The organism is Streptomyces erythrochromogenes (assembly GCF_040684695.1).
Lineage (GTDB): Bacteria > Actinomycetota > Actinomycetes > Streptomycetales > Streptomycetaceae > Streptomyces > Streptomyces erythrochromogenes_C.
In genome coordinates, this window is sequence record NZ_JBFBGM010000038.1 from 49257 (window position 1) to 63502 (window position 14246).

The 14246-nt window shown below is 71.0% G+C and carries 15 protein-coding genes; 10 read left to right on the forward strand and 5 right to left on the reverse strand.

The features are described 5' to 3' along the window. Nucleotides 1-19: 19 nt before the first annotated feature. From AB0O53_RS35705 to AB0O53_RS35725, 5 genes are all read left to right on the forward strand, one after another. Complete coding sequence (locus AB0O53_RS35705; protein WP_351001652.1) at nucleotides 20-586, forward strand: 2-oxo-4-hydroxy-4-carboxy-5-ureidoimidazoline decarboxylase; 567 nt, start codon at nucleotides 20-22, stop codon at nucleotides 584-586. Between the two features lie 152 nt (nucleotides 587-738). Then, entirely contained in the window at nucleotides 739-1119 is a 381-nt protein-coding gene (gene sdhC, locus AB0O53_RS35710; protein WP_075970878.1) for a succinate dehydrogenase, cytochrome b556 subunit, read from the forward strand. Between the two features lie 5 nt (nucleotides 1120-1124). Next, nucleotides 1125-1607 (forward strand): succinate dehydrogenase hydrophobic membrane anchor subunit, encoded by a 483-nt coding sequence (locus AB0O53_RS35715; protein WP_351001623.1) that lies wholly within the window; start codon nucleotides 1125-1127, stop codon nucleotides 1605-1607. Nucleotides 1608-1630: 23 nt separating this feature from the next. Further along, a complete protein-coding gene (gene sdhA, locus AB0O53_RS35720) occupies nucleotides 1631-3385 on the forward strand; it encodes a succinate dehydrogenase flavoprotein subunit (RefSeq protein ID WP_351001625.1) in 1755 nt (584 codons plus the stop codon). After that, nucleotides 3385-4143 (forward strand): succinate dehydrogenase iron-sulfur subunit, encoded by a 759-nt coding sequence (locus AB0O53_RS35725; protein ID WP_030663937.1) that lies wholly within the window; start codon nucleotides 3385-3387, stop codon nucleotides 4141-4143. The genes sdhA and AB0O53_RS35725 overlap by 1 nt, the downstream gene beginning before the upstream one ends. 80 nt (nucleotides 4144-4223) lie before the next feature. On the opposite strand, the gene AB0O53_RS35730 is transcribed toward AB0O53_RS35725, so the two are convergent. Together AB0O53_RS35730 and AB0O53_RS35735 are read right to left on the reverse strand one after the other, a co-directional pair. Further along, nucleotides 4224-6674: a DUF4132 domain-containing protein gene (locus AB0O53_RS35730; RefSeq protein WP_351001627.1), complete on the reverse strand. Its 2451-nt coding sequence runs from the start codon at nucleotides 6672-6674 to the stop codon at nucleotides 4224-4226. A gap of 1 nt (nucleotide 6675) precedes the next feature. Continuing rightward, nucleotides 6676-7068, reverse strand: coding sequence for a hypothetical protein (locus AB0O53_RS35735; protein WP_351001629.1), 393 nt, complete (start codon nucleotides 7066-7068; stop codon nucleotides 6676-6678). Nucleotides 7069-7169: 101 nt separating this feature from the next. Here AB0O53_RS35735 and AB0O53_RS35740 point away from each other — a divergent pair, with 101 nt between their 5' ends. The 4 genes from AB0O53_RS35740 (at nucleotide 7170) to AB0O53_RS35755 (ending at nucleotide 9471) form a co-directional block, all read left to right on the forward strand. Further along, nucleotides 7170-7718, forward strand: coding sequence for a hypothetical protein (locus AB0O53_RS35740; RefSeq protein WP_351001630.1), 549 nt, complete (start codon nucleotides 7170-7172; stop codon nucleotides 7716-7718). 158 nt (nucleotides 7719-7876) lie between these two features. Continuing rightward, nucleotides 7877-8281, forward strand: coding sequence for a hypothetical protein (locus tag AB0O53_RS35745; RefSeq protein WP_351001632.1), 405 nt, complete (start codon nucleotides 7877-7879; stop codon nucleotides 8279-8281). 3 nt (nucleotides 8282-8284) lie between these two features. After that, nucleotides 8285-8719: a thiol-disulfide oxidoreductase DCC family protein gene (locus AB0O53_RS35750; protein WP_351001633.1), complete on the forward strand. Its 435-nt coding sequence runs from the start codon at nucleotides 8285-8287 to the stop codon at nucleotides 8717-8719. 11 nt (nucleotides 8720-8730) lie between these two features. Continuing rightward, nucleotides 8731-9471 (forward strand): TetR family transcriptional regulator, encoded by a 741-nt coding sequence (locus tag AB0O53_RS35755; RefSeq protein ID WP_365201218.1) that lies wholly within the window; start codon nucleotides 8731-8733, stop codon nucleotides 9469-9471. Here the strand turns inward: AB0O53_RS35755 and AB0O53_RS35760 are convergent. From AB0O53_RS35760 to AB0O53_RS35770, 3 genes are all read right to left on the reverse strand, one after another. Continuing rightward, on the reverse strand, nucleotides 9468-11024 hold the full coding sequence (locus tag AB0O53_RS35760) for an ABC transporter substrate-binding protein (RefSeq protein ID WP_365201220.1): 1557 nt from the start codon (nucleotides 11022-11024) through the stop codon (nucleotides 9468-9470). The two genes, AB0O53_RS35755 and AB0O53_RS35760, sit on opposite strands and share 4 nt — an antisense overlap. 123 nt (nucleotides 11025-11147) lie before the next feature. Beyond that, complete coding sequence (locus AB0O53_RS35765; RefSeq protein ID WP_365201226.1) at nucleotides 11148-12497, reverse strand: metallophosphoesterase; 1350 nt, start codon at nucleotides 12495-12497, stop codon at nucleotides 11148-11150. A 5-nt stretch (nucleotides 12498-12502) separates the two neighbouring features. Beyond that, nucleotides 12503-12772: an SCO4848 family membrane protein gene (locus tag AB0O53_RS35770; RefSeq protein ID WP_351001639.1), complete on the reverse strand. Its 270-nt coding sequence runs from the start codon at nucleotides 12770-12772 to the stop codon at nucleotides 12503-12505. A gap of 121 nt (nucleotides 12773-12893) precedes the next feature. On the opposite strand from AB0O53_RS35770, the gene AB0O53_RS35775 reads away from it, so the two are divergent. Further along, nucleotides 12894-14144 (forward strand): D-alanyl-D-alanine carboxypeptidase family protein, encoded by a 1251-nt coding sequence (locus tag AB0O53_RS35775; protein WP_351001641.1) that lies wholly within the window; start codon nucleotides 12894-12896, stop codon nucleotides 14142-14144. Nucleotides 14145-14246 lie beyond the last annotated feature (102 nt).

The window sequence follows — 14246 nt, forward strand, 5'->3', positions numbered from 1 at the left end:
CGCCCCGAGGAGCCCCCCGCTGTCCAGCCACCTTCCGGCACAGGCCCGCGGCTGCTCCGACCCCTCCCACGGCCCCGGACTGACGCGGTTCAACGTCCTGTCCCCCGAGGCCGCCCGGGCAGCCCTCCTGCAGTGCTGCGGAAGCCGCCGCTGGGCGCACCGGGTGGCGACGCACCGCCCCTACCCCGACGCCGGGGCCCTGCTCGCCGCCGCCGACGAGGCCTCGTACGACCTCTCGCAGGCCGACCTGACCGAGGCGCTGGCCGCGGAGCACTCGGCGGAACTGGGCCACGGGGCGCCGTACGCCGCGCTGCTGGCGCTCGACGCCGCCCACGCGGAGTACGAACGCAAGTTCGGCCACGCCTTCGTGATCTGCCTGGACGGGCACCCGCCGGAGGAGCGGGCCGACCAGCTGCTGGGGGCGATCCGCCGCAGGATGGGGCACGAGGTGGACGAGGAGCGCTCGATCTCCGCGGACGAGCTGCGCCGCGTCGCGCAGTCCCGGCTGCTGGACCTGACGCGCCGACTGACTCGCTCCGACGGGGCGTCTGCGGCTGAAATCGGGCTATTCGCCCCTGTGGGATAGCCCGTACGTGCCTGTTTGATCACACAGCCGGACCCCGCGCGAGGGAACCGACAACTCGTCGCTACGATGTCCGGGGCCGGTGGACCGTACCCGGCCGGGCCCGACCGACAAAGAAGCCGGCTGGCCCCCGCCCCGCTTCCGGAGGGTTTTCCGTGCCGGCTGGAACGTTGTACCGCGGCCGGGAAGGAATGTGGTCCTGGGTGGCTCATCGAGTCACCGGCGTCCTCATCTTCTTCTTCCTGTTCGTACACGTCCTCGACACCGCTCTCGTCCGCGTCTCCCCCGAGGCGTACGACGATGTCGTGGCTACCTATAAGACTCCGATCGTCGCGCTGCTGGAGTACGGCCTCGTCGCCGCCATCCTGTTCCACGCGCTCAACGGTCTCCGTGTCATCGCCGTGGACTTCTGGTCCAAGGGCCCGCGCCACCAGAAGACGATGCTCTGGTGGGTCGTGGGCATCTGGGTCGTGCTGATGGTCGGGGCTCTCTACCCCGTGCTCGGCCACGCCTACCTCGAACTGTTCGGGAAGTGACGCGCATGTCCTCTGACACTTCTTCCGCCAAGGTCATCGGCGACGTGGAGGGTGTTTCCCTCTACGACGTCGACAACCCCGCGCCGTACATCGAGGCCCCGCGCAAGCGCACGGGCAAGACGCCCCGCTCGACCCGCGGCAACTTCGAGATGGTCGCGTGGCTCTTCATGCGCCTCTCGGGCATCGTGCTCGTCGTCCTCGTCATCGGCCACCTGCTGATCCAGCTGGTGCTCGACGGCGGCGTCTCCAAGATCGGCTTCGCCTTCGTGGCCGGCCGCTGGGCGTCCCCGTTCTGGCAGGTCTGGGACCTGCTGATGCTGTGGCTGGCGATGCTGCACGGCTCGAACGGCCTGCGTACCGTCATCAACGACTACGCGGAGCGTGCCAACACGCGGCTGTGGCTGAAGGGCCTGCTCTACACCGCCACGGTGTTCACCATCCTTCTGGGCACGCTGGTGATCTTCACCTTCGACCCGAACATCCGCTAGGCAACGGGGCTGAGGCGAAACCAATGAAGATCCACAAGTACGACACCGTCATCGTCGGCGCCGGTGGCGCCGGCATGCGCGCCGCCATCGAGTCGACGAAGCGCAGCCGCACCGCGGTGCTGACGAAGCTCTACCCCACCCGCTCCCACACGGGCGCCGCGCAGGGCGGCATGGCCGCCGCGCTGGCGAACGTGGAGGAGGACAACTGGGAGTGGCACACCTTCGACACGGTCAAGGGCGGTGACTACCTGGTCGACCAGGACGCCGCCGAGATCCTGGCGAAGGAGGCCATCGACGCGGTCCTCGACCTGGAGAAGATGGGCCTGCCGTTCAACCGCACCCCGGACGGCACCATCGACCAGCGCCGCTTCGGCGGCCACTCGCGCAACCACGGCGAGGCGCCGGTCCGCCGGTCCTGCTACGCCGCGGACCGCACCGGTCACATGATCCTCCAGACGCTGTACCAGAACTGCGTCAAGGAGGGCGTGGAGTTCTTCAACGAGTTCTACGTCCTGGACCAGCTCCTGGTCGAGGAGGACGGCGTCAAGAAGTCGGCCGGTGTGGTCGCGTACGAGCTCGCCACCGGCGAGATCCACGTGTTCCAGGCGAAGGCCGTCATCTACGCCTCCGGCGGCACCGGCAAGTTCTTCAAGGTGACCTCCAACGCGCACACCCTCACGGGTGACGGCCAGGCGGCCTGCTACCGCCGCGGCCTGCCGCTGGAGGACATGGAGTTCTTCCAGTTCCACCCGACGGGCATCTGGCGCATGGGCATCCTGCTGACGGAGGGCGCCCGCGGTGAGGGCGGCATCCTCCGCAACAAGGACGGCGAGCGCTTCATGGAGAAGTACGCGCCGGTCATGAAGGACCTCGCGTCCCGTGACGTCGTCTCGCGCTCCATCTACACCGAGATCCGTGAGGGCCGCGGCTGCGGTCCGGCCGGTGACCACGTGTACCTGGACCTGACGCACCTCCCGCCGGAGCAGCTCGACGCGAAGCTCCCGGACATCACCGAGTTCGCGCGCACCTACCTGGGCATCGAGCCGTACACGGACCCGATCCCGATCCAGCCCACCGCGCACTACGCCATGGGCGGCATCCCGACCAACGTCGAGGGTGAGGTCCTGTCGGACAACACCACCGTCGTCCCGGGCCTGTACGCGGCCGGCGAGGTCGCGTGCGTGTCGGTGCACGGCGCGAACCGCCTGGGCACCAACTCGCTGCTGGACATCAACGTCTTCGGCAAGCGCTCCGGCATCGCCGCCGCCAAGTACTCGCAGGAGAACGACTTCGTCGAGCTCCCGGAGAACCCGGCGCAGCAGGTCGTCGACCTCGTCGAGCACCTGCGCAACTCCACGGGCAAGGAGCGGGTCGCCGACCTGCGCCTGGAGCTCCAGGAGACGATGGACGCGAACGTGATGGTGTTCCGCACGGAGCAGACCATCAAGACCGCGGTCGAGAAGATCGCGGAGCTGCGCGAGCGCTACAAGAACGTGTCCGTCCAGGACAAGGGCAAGCGCTTCAACACGGACCTGCTGGAGGCCATCGAGCTGGGCAACCTGCTCGACCTGGCCGAGGTCATGGCCGTGTCCGCCCTCGCGCGCAAGGAGTCCCGCGGCGGTCACTACCGCGAGGACTACCCCAACCGCGACGACGTCAACTTCATGCGCCACACCATGGCGTACCGCGAGGTCGGAGCCGACGGCTCGGACTCGGTCCGGCTCGACTACAAGCCGGTCGTCACGACCCGCTACCAGCCGATGGAGCGTAAGTACTGATGGCTACCCCCACCCTGGACAAGATGGAAGAGGCGGCCGCGGCCTCCCCGTACATCACGGTCACCTTCCGGATCCGCCGCTTCAACCCCGAGATCTCGGACGAGTCGCAGTGGCAGGACTTCCAGATCGAGATCGACCCGAAGGAGCGCGTGCTCGACGGTCTCCACAAGATCAAGTGGGACCTGGACGGCACGCTGACCTTCCGCCGCTCGTGCGCGCACGGCATCTGCGGCTCGGACGCGATGCGGATCAACGGCAAGAACAGGCTCGCCTGCAAGACGCTGATCAAGGACATCAACCCCGAGAAGCCGATCACCGTCGAGGCCATCAAGGGCCTCACGGTGATGAAGGACCTCGTGGTCGACATGGAGCCCTTCTTCCAGGCGTACCGGGACGTCATGCCGTTCCTGGTCACCAAGGGCAACGAGCCGACGCGCGAGCGCCTGCAGTCCGCCGAGGACCGCGAGCGCTTCGACGACACCACCAAGTGCATCCTGTGCGCCGCGTGCACGTCCTCGTGCCCGGTGTTCTGGAACGACGGCCAGTACTTCGGCCCGGCGGCGATCGTCAACGCGCACCGCTTCATCTTCGACTCGCGTGACGAGGCCGGCGAGCAGCGGCTGGAGATCCTGAACGACAAGGACGGCGTGTGGCGCTGCCGCACGACCTTCAACTGCACCGACGCGTGCCCGCGCGGCATCGAGGTCACGAAGGCGATCCAGGAAGTCAAGCGTGCGCTGATCACGCGCCGCTTCTGACCTCCGGGTCCCTGCCTGTACGAGGGCCCCGTCCCCGGTTCTTCCGGGGGCGGGGCCCTCGTGCGTCGCGGGCGGCGCCGTCAGCGGCGCCGCAGCTGGCTGGTGATCGTCGGGTCGGTGATCTCCGTGTCCTTCGCGAGGAGCAGCGCCTTGGAGAGGATGACGGCCAGGGTCCGGTCGCCCTCGAAGGGCAGGTAGCCGGGGTCGGCGGCGCCCGCCCCGCCCGAACCTCCGGGCACGATGCACAGGTACTGGTCGTTCGGCGACATCAGGATGTTCCCCGAGCCCAGGTGGATCTTGTACGTGTGCAGCTCACCGCGGACGTGCAGGAAGCGGCCCTCGACCGTGCAGCGGTCCGCCACGGCCAGCCTCGGCACCAGCCGCTCCAGCAGCGCCCGCCGGGTCTCGGCGCTCGCGCCCAGCTCGCCGAAGCCGTAGGAGGTCCAGTAGTCGCGGAAACGTCCCTCGGGCCCGCCGTCGGACCAGGTCGGGTCGTTGCCGACGCTGGCCACGCCCACGAACAGGTCCACGTCGCGCATCACCTCGCTCAGCACCAGCTCCGGCACCTCCGTGAGCGGCAGCGGATCGACGGCCGGCCGTCCGTCGACCCGCCACATCGCGTATCCGCCGCCGTAGGTGCTCGCCCCGTTCGGCGGGGCGTCGATCGGATAGAAGCGCACCTGGTCGGTGTGGAGCCGCAGGTAGGTCCCCGACTCGGTGGTGTCGATCCCGTACTCGTGGCCCTCGCCCTCGATCCAGTACTCGGCCCGCAGCCCCCACTGGGGCAGCTCACGGGTGGCGGGCGGGGCGGAGTCGTCGACGCACAGGCGGAGCTTGTTGTGCCAGCCCCGGGCCGCGGCGAGCGAGTTGAACTGGTGCTGGCGCAGGACGTGCGCGGCGAACCGGTTGGAGTACGTCCGCGTCGTGCGTTCGGCATCGGTCAGCAGGTACACCTCGCGGTGGGCCTGCTTGAAGGGCTGGGTCACGGCGTGCCGCTCCAGCCACTCCCGCCAGGCCAGCACCTCGGCGGGCTCCCGGCCGACGGGGTGCCAGAGCTCGACGGTGGCGTCCTCGGTGACGTCCTCGGCGGGGGCGGCGCCCGCGAGCGGTGCTCCGGCGAGGGTGCGCAGCGCCCCGTCGGCGAAGCACACGGCCGTCCCGTCCACGGTCCAGATCAGCCGCCGGGCCAGGGTGCCCACCAGCGGGTGGTCGAGGTAGCGCTCGCGCCACTGCCCGTACGCCCAGCGGCGGCGGGCCAGGAACTGCCGGTCCAGCCGCTCCGCCTGCGCCGACAGCGACTTCTCGATGTCCTTGACCAGGGCCTTGAGCGCGCGCAGCTCCTCGGCGTGGTCCCGCCGCACGGTGGCGGGCGCGGTCTTGACCTGCTTGCCCGCGGCGTTGCGCCAGGCGAGTACGGCCCGGGTCCCGTGCACGTCGAGCTGCGCGGCGGCCCCGTCGAAGCGGAACGCGGCTGTGCCCACCTGCGTGAGGCCGTACGCGGGAACGGCCAGTTCCTCGATCTCCTCACGGCTCAGCCCGAGCGCGGCGGCCCGCTCCTGGAGCGCCGCGTCGACGAGCTTGAGGGTGCCCCGGTAGGTCACCCGGGTGCCGAGCCGGGCGAGCTCGGCGAGGGCGGCCTCCCCGTCCGTCCGGGCCAGGGCGCCCACCGCGGCGTTGGCCGCCTTGGGGTTGCGCGGGCCGATCCCGGCAACCTTGCGCAGCGAGGTCTCCACGAGCGCACCGAGGGCGCGCACGGTGTCGGGGTGCGCCGGCACCAGGGCCAGCAGCCAGACCAGGCCGCGCAGGGCGTTGGCGTTGTAGGGGTCGAAGGTGTGGTCGACGTCCGGCTCGTACTCCGCCCGGTCCAGGGCGAAGGTGCGGGGCCGCCCGACGAGGGCGAGCAGCGGCAGCAGGGCCGCGCGCACGGTGTCGGCCCCGAGGCCCTCCACGAGCGCCCGGCCGCGCTTGTCCCAGGTGGCGGAGGGCTTGGCGGCCCGGGCGGTCAGGGCGTGCGCGAGCAGTTCGCGCAGCCGCTCGTCCGCCATGGCAGCCTCCGCCCATGCCTCGCCGACGTTGAGCACGGGCTCGGTGAACCGTGCGGCGAACCGGACGATCTCCTGGTCGGCGTACGCGCCCACGGCGGTGCGCCGGACGGTCGCGATGACGGCGGGCGAGAGTGCGCGGCCGGCGGCCTCCTCCGCTTCGACGAGAGCCTCGCAGCGGTTGCCGTACCAGAAGGAGTGGACGCGGCCGAGTGCGTCGAGCTGCGCGGCCCGCTCCGCCGCCAGCGGGAGGCCGTCCAGGCCCCGGCCGACCAGCGCGGTCAGGGTGAGCAGCTTGAGTCGCACCGGCTCGGTGTCGCTGCCCCGGCGGTGACGCTCGGCGAACGCCTCGACCAGCCGGAACCGCTCCTCGGGCGGGAGCTCCTGGATCTGGCCGAGCCGCTGGCGCACCGCGGGGTGGTGGAAGGAGCAGTCGACCACCCGGCGCACCAGCCGGTCCGCCATGACCTTGACCTTGGTGTCGTCCACGTCAGCCGCCCACGAGCGCGACGAGCTTGAGGAAGGTGACCTCGACGCCGAGCGCGAGGTCCATCTCCTCGTCCAGCTCGGTGATCTGACGGTCTCCCACCAGGACGAGGAATCCGTTGCGTTCGAACGCGCGCAGCGCCAGCTCGGTCTGCTTCTCCGGGTCGATGCGGCGCGGCGTCCGCAGCGCGTACCCGTTGAGGGTGCGCTCGGCGCCCTCCGGCTGCACCAGCCCCTGGAACACCTCGGGCCGCTTGGCGTGGTACTCCGCGACCTCCTGGAACACCCTGCGCCGGATCAGCTCGCGCAGTGCGAGCCGCTCCTCGGCGATCTCGATTCCCCAGCCGTCGCCACGGCTTCCGGCGGTCGTCTCGTCGACGAAGGTCACCATTCCCATGCCTGCGACGGTAGGGGCCGCCACTGACAACGGCCCCGCCGAGCCGCCGGGCTGCGGGACCCGGGATACAGGGCGGGGGCCGCTGTGGAAGGATCGGCCGCATGAGCGAGCAGCAGCCGAACCCGTACGCGAGCGACCCCGCCGGCCAGGGCGGGCAGCCCGGCGCGCCCGGCCAGGGCGACTACAAGTGGGGGCCCGGTGAGGCCAGTTACGGGTACCCCCAGCCGTACCCGGCGGCTCCGGCCTACCAGCCGACCATCGGCGCGGGCATGTCCGTACCCGGCGGATACCCCGCCGCCCCCGTCGGCGGTGCCGGCTTCGCCCTCGGCGACATCACCGTCGCCGGCGACCAGATCATCACTCCCTCGGGCACGATGCCGCTCAGGGGCGCGATGTGGAACGCGACCGACTTCTCGCGCACCGAGGAGAAGATCCCGCCGCACGCGATCGTGCTGGCGATCGTCTTCTTCCTCTTCTGCCTGCTCGGCCTGCTCTTCCTCCTGATGAAGGAGAAGACCACCACGGGCTACATCCAGGTCACCGTGACCAGCGGTGGCCGCCACCACTCCACGATGATTCCGGCCGTGGACGCGAACACCTTCCACTGGGTGATGTCGCAGCTCAACCATGCGCGTGCGCTGAGCATGTAGGCGTCGGCGCGACGCAGGCGGGCCCCGGCCGTTCGGCCGGGGCCCGTCTGCGTTTCCGGGGTGGCGCACACCCGCCGGACCACTGCCTTGAACTTGTTCAAAAAACGTTCTAGAGTCATCGACGTCAGCATTTGAACGCGTTCAAGGGGGCTGGGGCGATGGACCTCACCGTGGTCGCATACGTCATCTACCTGCTCATCAGCATCGGTCTCACCGTCTGGGTGGCCCGCACGCTCAGCCGCAACGGCCGGGTCTTCATCGGCGACGTCCTGCACGGCAACGAGAAGCTCGCGGACGCCGTCAACCAGCTCCTCGTGGTCGGCTTCTACCTCGTGAACATCGGGTTCGTGACCCTCTTCCTGCGCTCGAACAAGGAGGTCGACACCGCCCGCGCGCTCTTCGAGGCGCTCTCGGTCAAGCTCGGCGTCGTCCTGCTGGTCCTGGGCGTCATGCACCTCGGCAACGTGTGGGTGCTGAACAAGATGCGCCGCCGCGGGATCATGGAGCGCCAGCAGACCCCGCCCGTCGCCCCGCAGGGGTGGACCGCGCCGGCCGGGGCCTGAGCCGTGGCACCCACCGCGGCCGTGCACCGGCTGACCGTCCTCTACGACGCCGACTGCCCGCTCTGCGTGCACATCCGGCACTGGCTGCTGGCCCAGCGGTGCCTCGTACCGATCGCCCTGGTCCCCGCCGCGTCCTGGGAGGCGCGGCGGCGGTTCCCGCGGCTGGACCACGCCTCGACGCTTCGGGAGATCACCGTCGTCGGGGACTCCGGGCAGGTGTGGACCGGGACCGACGCCTTCATCGTGTGCCTGTGGGCACTGGTCGAACACCGGCCGAAGGCGAACTGGCTGGCGACGCCGGCCGGCCGCCCGTTCGCCCGGGCCGCCATGTTCACGGCCTCCGCCTGGCGGCAGGCCGTGCGCACCGAAGGGGAGCCCGGCGCCGTCGGGGGAGCCGAAGGACCGGCCTGTGACGACCAGTGCTCCGTGCCCCGATAGGCTCATACACCGTGACTGATCAGAAGGCTCCCAAGAGCGAGCAGACCCGCACGCTCATCCTCGAAACCGCGCTCCGCCTCTTCCAGGAGCGCGGCTTCGACAAGACGACCATGCGGGGCATCGCGAAGGAAGCCGGTGTCTCGGTCGGCAACGCCTACTACTACTTCGAATCGAAGGAACACCTGGTCCAGGGGTTCTACGACCGGATCAGCGCCGCCCACCAGGCGGCGGTCCGGCCCATCCTGGACAACGAGACCGATCTGCAGAAGCGGCTCGCGGGCGTGCTGACCAGCTGGCTGGACATCGGCGCCCCGTACCACGAGTTCGCCTCGCAGTTCTTCAAGAACGCGGCGGATCCCGAGAGTCCGCTCAGCCCCTTCTCACCGGAGTCGGAGCCGGCCCGGCAGGCGGCGATCGACATCCACCGCGAGGTGCTGGCCGGGGCGAAGACCAAGGTGCCGGCCGAGCTGGCGGACGTGCTGCCGGAGCTGATGTGGCTCTCGCAGATGGGCCTGGTGCTCTACTGGGTCTTCGACCGCTCCCCCGACAGCGAGAAGTCGCGCCGGCTCGCCGAGCGCGGCGCGCAGCTCACGACGCGGGGCATCGTGCTCGCCCGCTTCCGGGTGCTGCGCCCGCTGGTGCGCGAGGTCCACGAGCTGTTCGCGGACTTCCTGCCGGGCATGGCCCAGACGGCGGCGGGCCGGCGCAAGGCCTCCGACCCGCACCCGCAGGAGCAGGGCCCGACGGCCTAGAGCCAGTTGAGTTCCCACAGGCGCCAGACGCCGGTGCCGTCGGACAGGTTCTGGGCACCGGTGACGGCCTCGCGGGACATCACGTAGTCCTTCTTCTGCCAGATCGGCACCATCGGGGCCTGCTGGGCGACCGCCTTCTGCAGGTCCCGGAACTCGGTGGCGGCCTCGGAGCGCTCCGAGTGGGACTGGGTGCGGGTGATCAGCTCGTCGACGTGCTTGTCCGAGAAGCCGTTGTTCATGGAGGAGTCGGCGCCGACGAGCGGGGCGAGGAAGTTGTCCGCGTCCGGGAAGTCCGCGATCCACCCGATCGTGTAGGCGTCGAACTCGCCCGCCGCGTAACCCTTCTGGAAGTCGTTCCACTCCTCCACCGGCTTGAGCGTCACCTGGAAGAGGCCGGTGGCCTCCAGCTGCCGCTTGATCTCCTCGGCCTCGGGCATGTTCGCGCCGCGCACGTTCACGCCGAGCCTGAGCTGCACGGGGCCGTTGATCCCCGCGTCCTTGAAGAGCTTCTTGGCGGCGGCCCCGTCGGGCGCGGGGTAGGCGTCGAAGAACGGCGTGCTGTGTCCGGCGATGCCCGCCGGGACCAGGGAGTACAGCGGGGTGACGGTGCCCCGGTAGACGTCGCCGGCCACCTTGGCCCGGTCCAGGACGGCGGCGACGGCCTGGCGGACGGCGAGCGGGGCGGCGGCGGAGCCGGGGCGGACGTTGAAGACGATCGAGCGGATCTCACTGCCGCCGGAGGCCTGGTAACGGGTGTCCTTCATGCCCGGGTTGAGGCCGGCCAGCACCGCCGGGGGCATCTCCCGGTGGGCGACCTCGATCTGGCGGCCGTTCCAGGCCTGGTCTAGCTGGTCGGAGTCCTTGAAGTACCGGACCGTGACGGCGGCGCGGGCGGGCCTGCCCTGCCCCTTGTAGGAGGTGTTGGGCTTGAGCTCGGCGCTCGTACCGGCCTTGTAGGCGGCCAGCGTGTACGGGCCCGAGCCGTCGGCCTTGCCGTCCTCGCGCAGGGACTTGGCCGGGTACGTGTCCTTGTCGACGATCGAGCCGGCACCCGTCGCGATCTTGAAGGGGAAGGTGGCGTCGCCCGCGGACAGGTTGAAGGTGACCGTACGGCCCTCGGCCTTGACCGACTCCAGGGTGTTGAGCAGCGGCGCCGGCCCCTGGTCGGAGTTGATCGCCTTGATGCGGTCGAAGGAGTGCTTGACGTCCTCGGCGGTGATCGCGCGGCCGCCGCCGAACGTCACGTCGGGTCGGAGCTCGCACCGGTAGACGGTGAGCTTCTGGCCCACGAACCCGCAGGAGGAGGCGGCGTCGGGCACCGGGGTGTCGGAGCCGGGCTTCATGGTCAGCAGCGACTGGTAGACGTTGCTGAACAGGGCCCAGGAACCCGCGTCGTACGCCCCCGCCGGGTCGAGCGAGGACACCACGTCGCTGGTCCCGACGCGGATGGCGCCGCGGCTCTCGGCGTCCTCGGGCAGCAGCTGCCAGGCGGCGACGCCGGCCGTGCCGAGGACCAGCCCGGCCGCGATGATCTTCCAGCGGACAGACCGCATCCCGTGTACCCCACCCCTTGTACCGGAGACAGCGACCCGCTGTCCGATTACCGGATATCCCATCACGGAATATCAGCCACCGGAAGATCGGTTCAGGGACGGGCAGTTGACGGTTGGGGCGGGTCAGGCCTGGTATGAGGCGAGTTCGACGACTGTGATGTCGGACGGTGCGCCCACCCGGACCGGCGGGCCCCAGGCGCCCGCCCCGCGGGAGACGTAGAGCTGGGTGTCGCCGTAGCGTTCCAGGCCGGCGACGGTGGGGTTGGCGAGCTCGGCCAGGTAGTTGCCCGGCCAGAGCTGGCCGCCGTGGGTGTGGCCGGAGAGCTGGAGGTCGACGCCGTGCCGGACGGCGTCGTGAATGACCACCGGCTGGTGGGCGAGGAGCACGGCGGCCCGCGAACGGTCGCGGTCGCCGAGGGCCGCCCGGAAGTCGGGGCCGCTCCCCTCCTGCTCCCCCTGGATGTCGTTGACCCCGGCGAGGTCGAAGTGCGGCAGGGCGCGGCGGGCGTTCTCCAGCGGGGTCAGGCCGAGCTCGCGGACGTGGTCGATCCACTGCTCGGCGCCGGAGAAGTACTCGTGGTTGCCGGTGACGAAGAAGGAGCCGTGGCGGGCGGTCAGCCCGCGCAGCGGCTCCGCCGCGGACCCGAGGTCGGGGACGCTGCCGTCGACGAGGTCGCCGACGATGGCGATGAGGTCGGGCTGGGTGCGGTTGACCGTGTCGACGATGCGCTGGGCGTGGGCGCGGCCGAGCACCGGGCCGAGGTGGACGTCGCTGACGACGGCGATCCGGAAGCCGTGCGCCGCGCGCGGCAGTTTGGCCAGGGGGACCTGGACGCGCTTCACGCGCGGCCCGCGCAGCACTCCGTGCGCGCCGTTGGCGACGGTGCCGACGGCAACCGCGGCGGCCGCCCCGCCCACCGCGCGCGCGACGAAGGTGCGCCGGCTCAGCCCGCCGCCCGGGGCCGGAGCGGAGGGAGCGGCCGGAGCGGCCGGCTCGCCGGGCGCGCCGTCCGCGGCGAGCACCGCGCCGGCCGCCGCCTCCGCTTCCGCCTCGGCGGCAGTGGCAGCGGCGGCGGTGGACGACGCCGCGGGCGTCGCCGTCCCGGCGCCGGCTGCGGATTGCTCCGCAGGAGGTCCGGCTACCGCCCCGGAGGGGTCGCGGTGGGCCAGACGGCGGAGCAACAGCGCGCGGATCGGCTCCGCGACCAGCATCGTCAGGGTCAGGTACAGGAGCACCGCGAGCCACAGGTACCCCGGCCAGGACACCGTCTGCTGCAGCCAGAAGGGGGCCCCGGCGCGGCCCGCGGTCAGTGCGGCCAAGGAGAGGAGGGGCAAGGCGATGGCCAACGCGGTGCCGGTACGGCGGGCCGGCCCGCCGGGGGCGGTGGTGTCCCGGACCAGGCGGACCCACAGCCAGCGGTGCACCGCGACGAGCAGGGCGCAGACCGCCAGTGCGATCAGCGCGAAGACCAGGATCGTCATGCCGCACCGCCCTCGGCGCCGGAGCGTGACGCACGCCGCAGTGCCAGGACCCCGCGCAACCCGATCACACCGACCGCCGTCCCCAGGAGAAAGGACGTCACCGCGAGCGTCAGGTGGACCCAGAAGTAGGCAGTGGGGTCACCCGCCGTGTCGAAGGCCAGGCCACTGCCGTTCTTCCACAGGTTCCGGACGAAAGACACCCAGATGAACCAGGTCCACACTCCGAAGGCGAGCAGGAACCAGGAAGCGGCACGGCTGAGTTTCATGTCCCCAGTATCGGTTTCGTCCCCGGGACGGACGCGCCGGGGTGGGCTGTCCCGGGGTTGGTTGCGCCGAAATGGCCGGTCCGCGACGCCATCCAGCTCATCGGGATGTACTTTCACCTGCGTGTCTGCCAAGACGACCGCTCTGACGGTCCTCACCGCCGCGTTGCTGGTGCCCACCATGCTGGTGGCTCCCGTACATGCCGCGCCGACCCCGCCGACCGACGGGAAGGGCGGGCCCGCCAAGGCTCCGGCGGCGCCCGCACCGCCCGCCTCGATGTCCACGGTCGGCGGATCGCTGCTCGGCCAGCCGGGGACGCAGGTGAACCTGCTGCCCGGCGCGCCCGCCCTGCCGACGAACCTCACGGGCCGGTCCTGGATCGTGGCGGACGCCGAGTCCGGCGAGGTCCTGGCGGCGTACAACGCGCACTGGCGGCTGCCCCCCGCCTCGACGATGAAGATGCTCTTCGCGGACACCCTGCTGCCGGGCCTGCCCAAGGACCAGGTGCACAAGGTCACCGACCGGGACATGGACGGCGTGGGCCCGGGCAGCAGCCTGGTCGGCGTCAAGGAGGACCACGAGTACTCCGTCCACGACCTGTGGCTGGGGGTGTTCCTGCGCTCGGGCAACGACGCCGTGCACGTACTTTCGGCCATGAACGGCGGCGTCGAGAAGACCGTCAAGGACATGCAGGCGCACGCGGAGGAACTCCAGGCGCTGGACACCCACGTGGTCTCGCCCGACGGGTACGACGCCCCGGACCAGGTGTCGAGCGCGTACGACCTCACGCTGATCGCCCGCTCCGGACTGCAGAAGCAGGACTTCCGGGAGTACTGCGGCACGGCGAGCGCGAAGTTCCCCGGCCTGCAGGAGCCCGGGAAGCCGCGGGACTACTTCGAGATCCAGAACACCAACCGGCTGATGACGGGCGCGGGAGGGCTCTCCCCCTACAAGGGCATCGCCGGGGTGAAGAACGGCTCCACGACCATGGCCGGCTCCACCTTCACGGGGGCGGCGCAGCAGGGCTCCCGCAAGCTGCTGGTCACCGTGATGAACCCGGGTGCGGGCGGCGCGAACTCCGTCTACGAGGAGACCGCCGCCCTCTTCGACTGGGGCTTCGCCGCGGCCGGGAAGGTCAAGCCGGTGGGTGAGCTGGTGCCGCCGAAGAGCGCGGACACCTCCCCCCACGGCTCGCCGGCCCAGTCGCACGAGAACAACCCGTCGGCGGACGGCCTGGTCCCGGGCGGCGGCATGGGCACCGCGCTCGGCGTCGCGGGCGGTGCGCTCGTGGTCCTGGCGGGCGGCGCCTACGTGGTCAACCGCCGCTGGCCCCGCGGCCGTCGCAGCCGCGGCCGCGACGAGGAACTCGTCTAGGACGTGACCGGCCGTTCGTGGCAACAAGGACGCTGCAGCCGCACCCGGCGCCGGCGCATGGGCGCAGGAAGCCCCGCCCGCCTTCGCCGTGCACCCCAGTTG

What these genes read in the sequence shown, in the direction of transcription:
- AB0O53_RS35770 (WP_351001639.1), bottom strand. Translation starts at nt 12,772, where the DNA reads ATGAAACTCAGCCGTGCCGCTTCCTGGTTCCTGCTCGCCTTCGGAGTG.
- AB0O53_RS35760 (WP_365201220.1), bottom strand. Translation starts at nt 11,024, where the DNA reads ATGCGGTCTGTCCGCTGGAAGATCATCGCGGCCGGGCTGGTCCTCGGC.
- sdhA (WP_351001625.1), top strand. Translation starts at nt 1,631, where the DNA reads ATGAAGATCCACAAGTACGACACCGTCATCGTCGGCGCCGGTGGCGCC.
- AB0O53_RS35745 (WP_351001632.1), top strand. Translation starts at nt 7,877, where the DNA reads ATGGACCTCACCGTGGTCGCATACGTCATCTACCTGCTCATCAGCATC.
- AB0O53_RS35735 (WP_351001629.1), bottom strand. Translation starts at nt 7,068, where the DNA reads ATGGGAATGGTGACCTTCGTCGACGAGACGACCGCCGGAAGCCGTGGC.
- AB0O53_RS35725 (WP_030663937.1), top strand. Translation starts at nt 3,385, where the DNA reads ATGGCTACCCCCACCCTGGACAAGATGGAAGAGGCGGCCGCGGCCTCC.
- AB0O53_RS35715 (WP_351001623.1), top strand. Translation starts at nt 1,125, where the DNA reads ATGTCCTCTGACACTTCTTCCGCCAAGGTCATCGGCGACGTGGAGGGT.
- AB0O53_RS35740 (WP_351001630.1), top strand. Translation starts at nt 7,170, where the DNA reads ATGAGCGAGCAGCAGCCGAACCCGTACGCGAGCGACCCCGCCGGCCAG.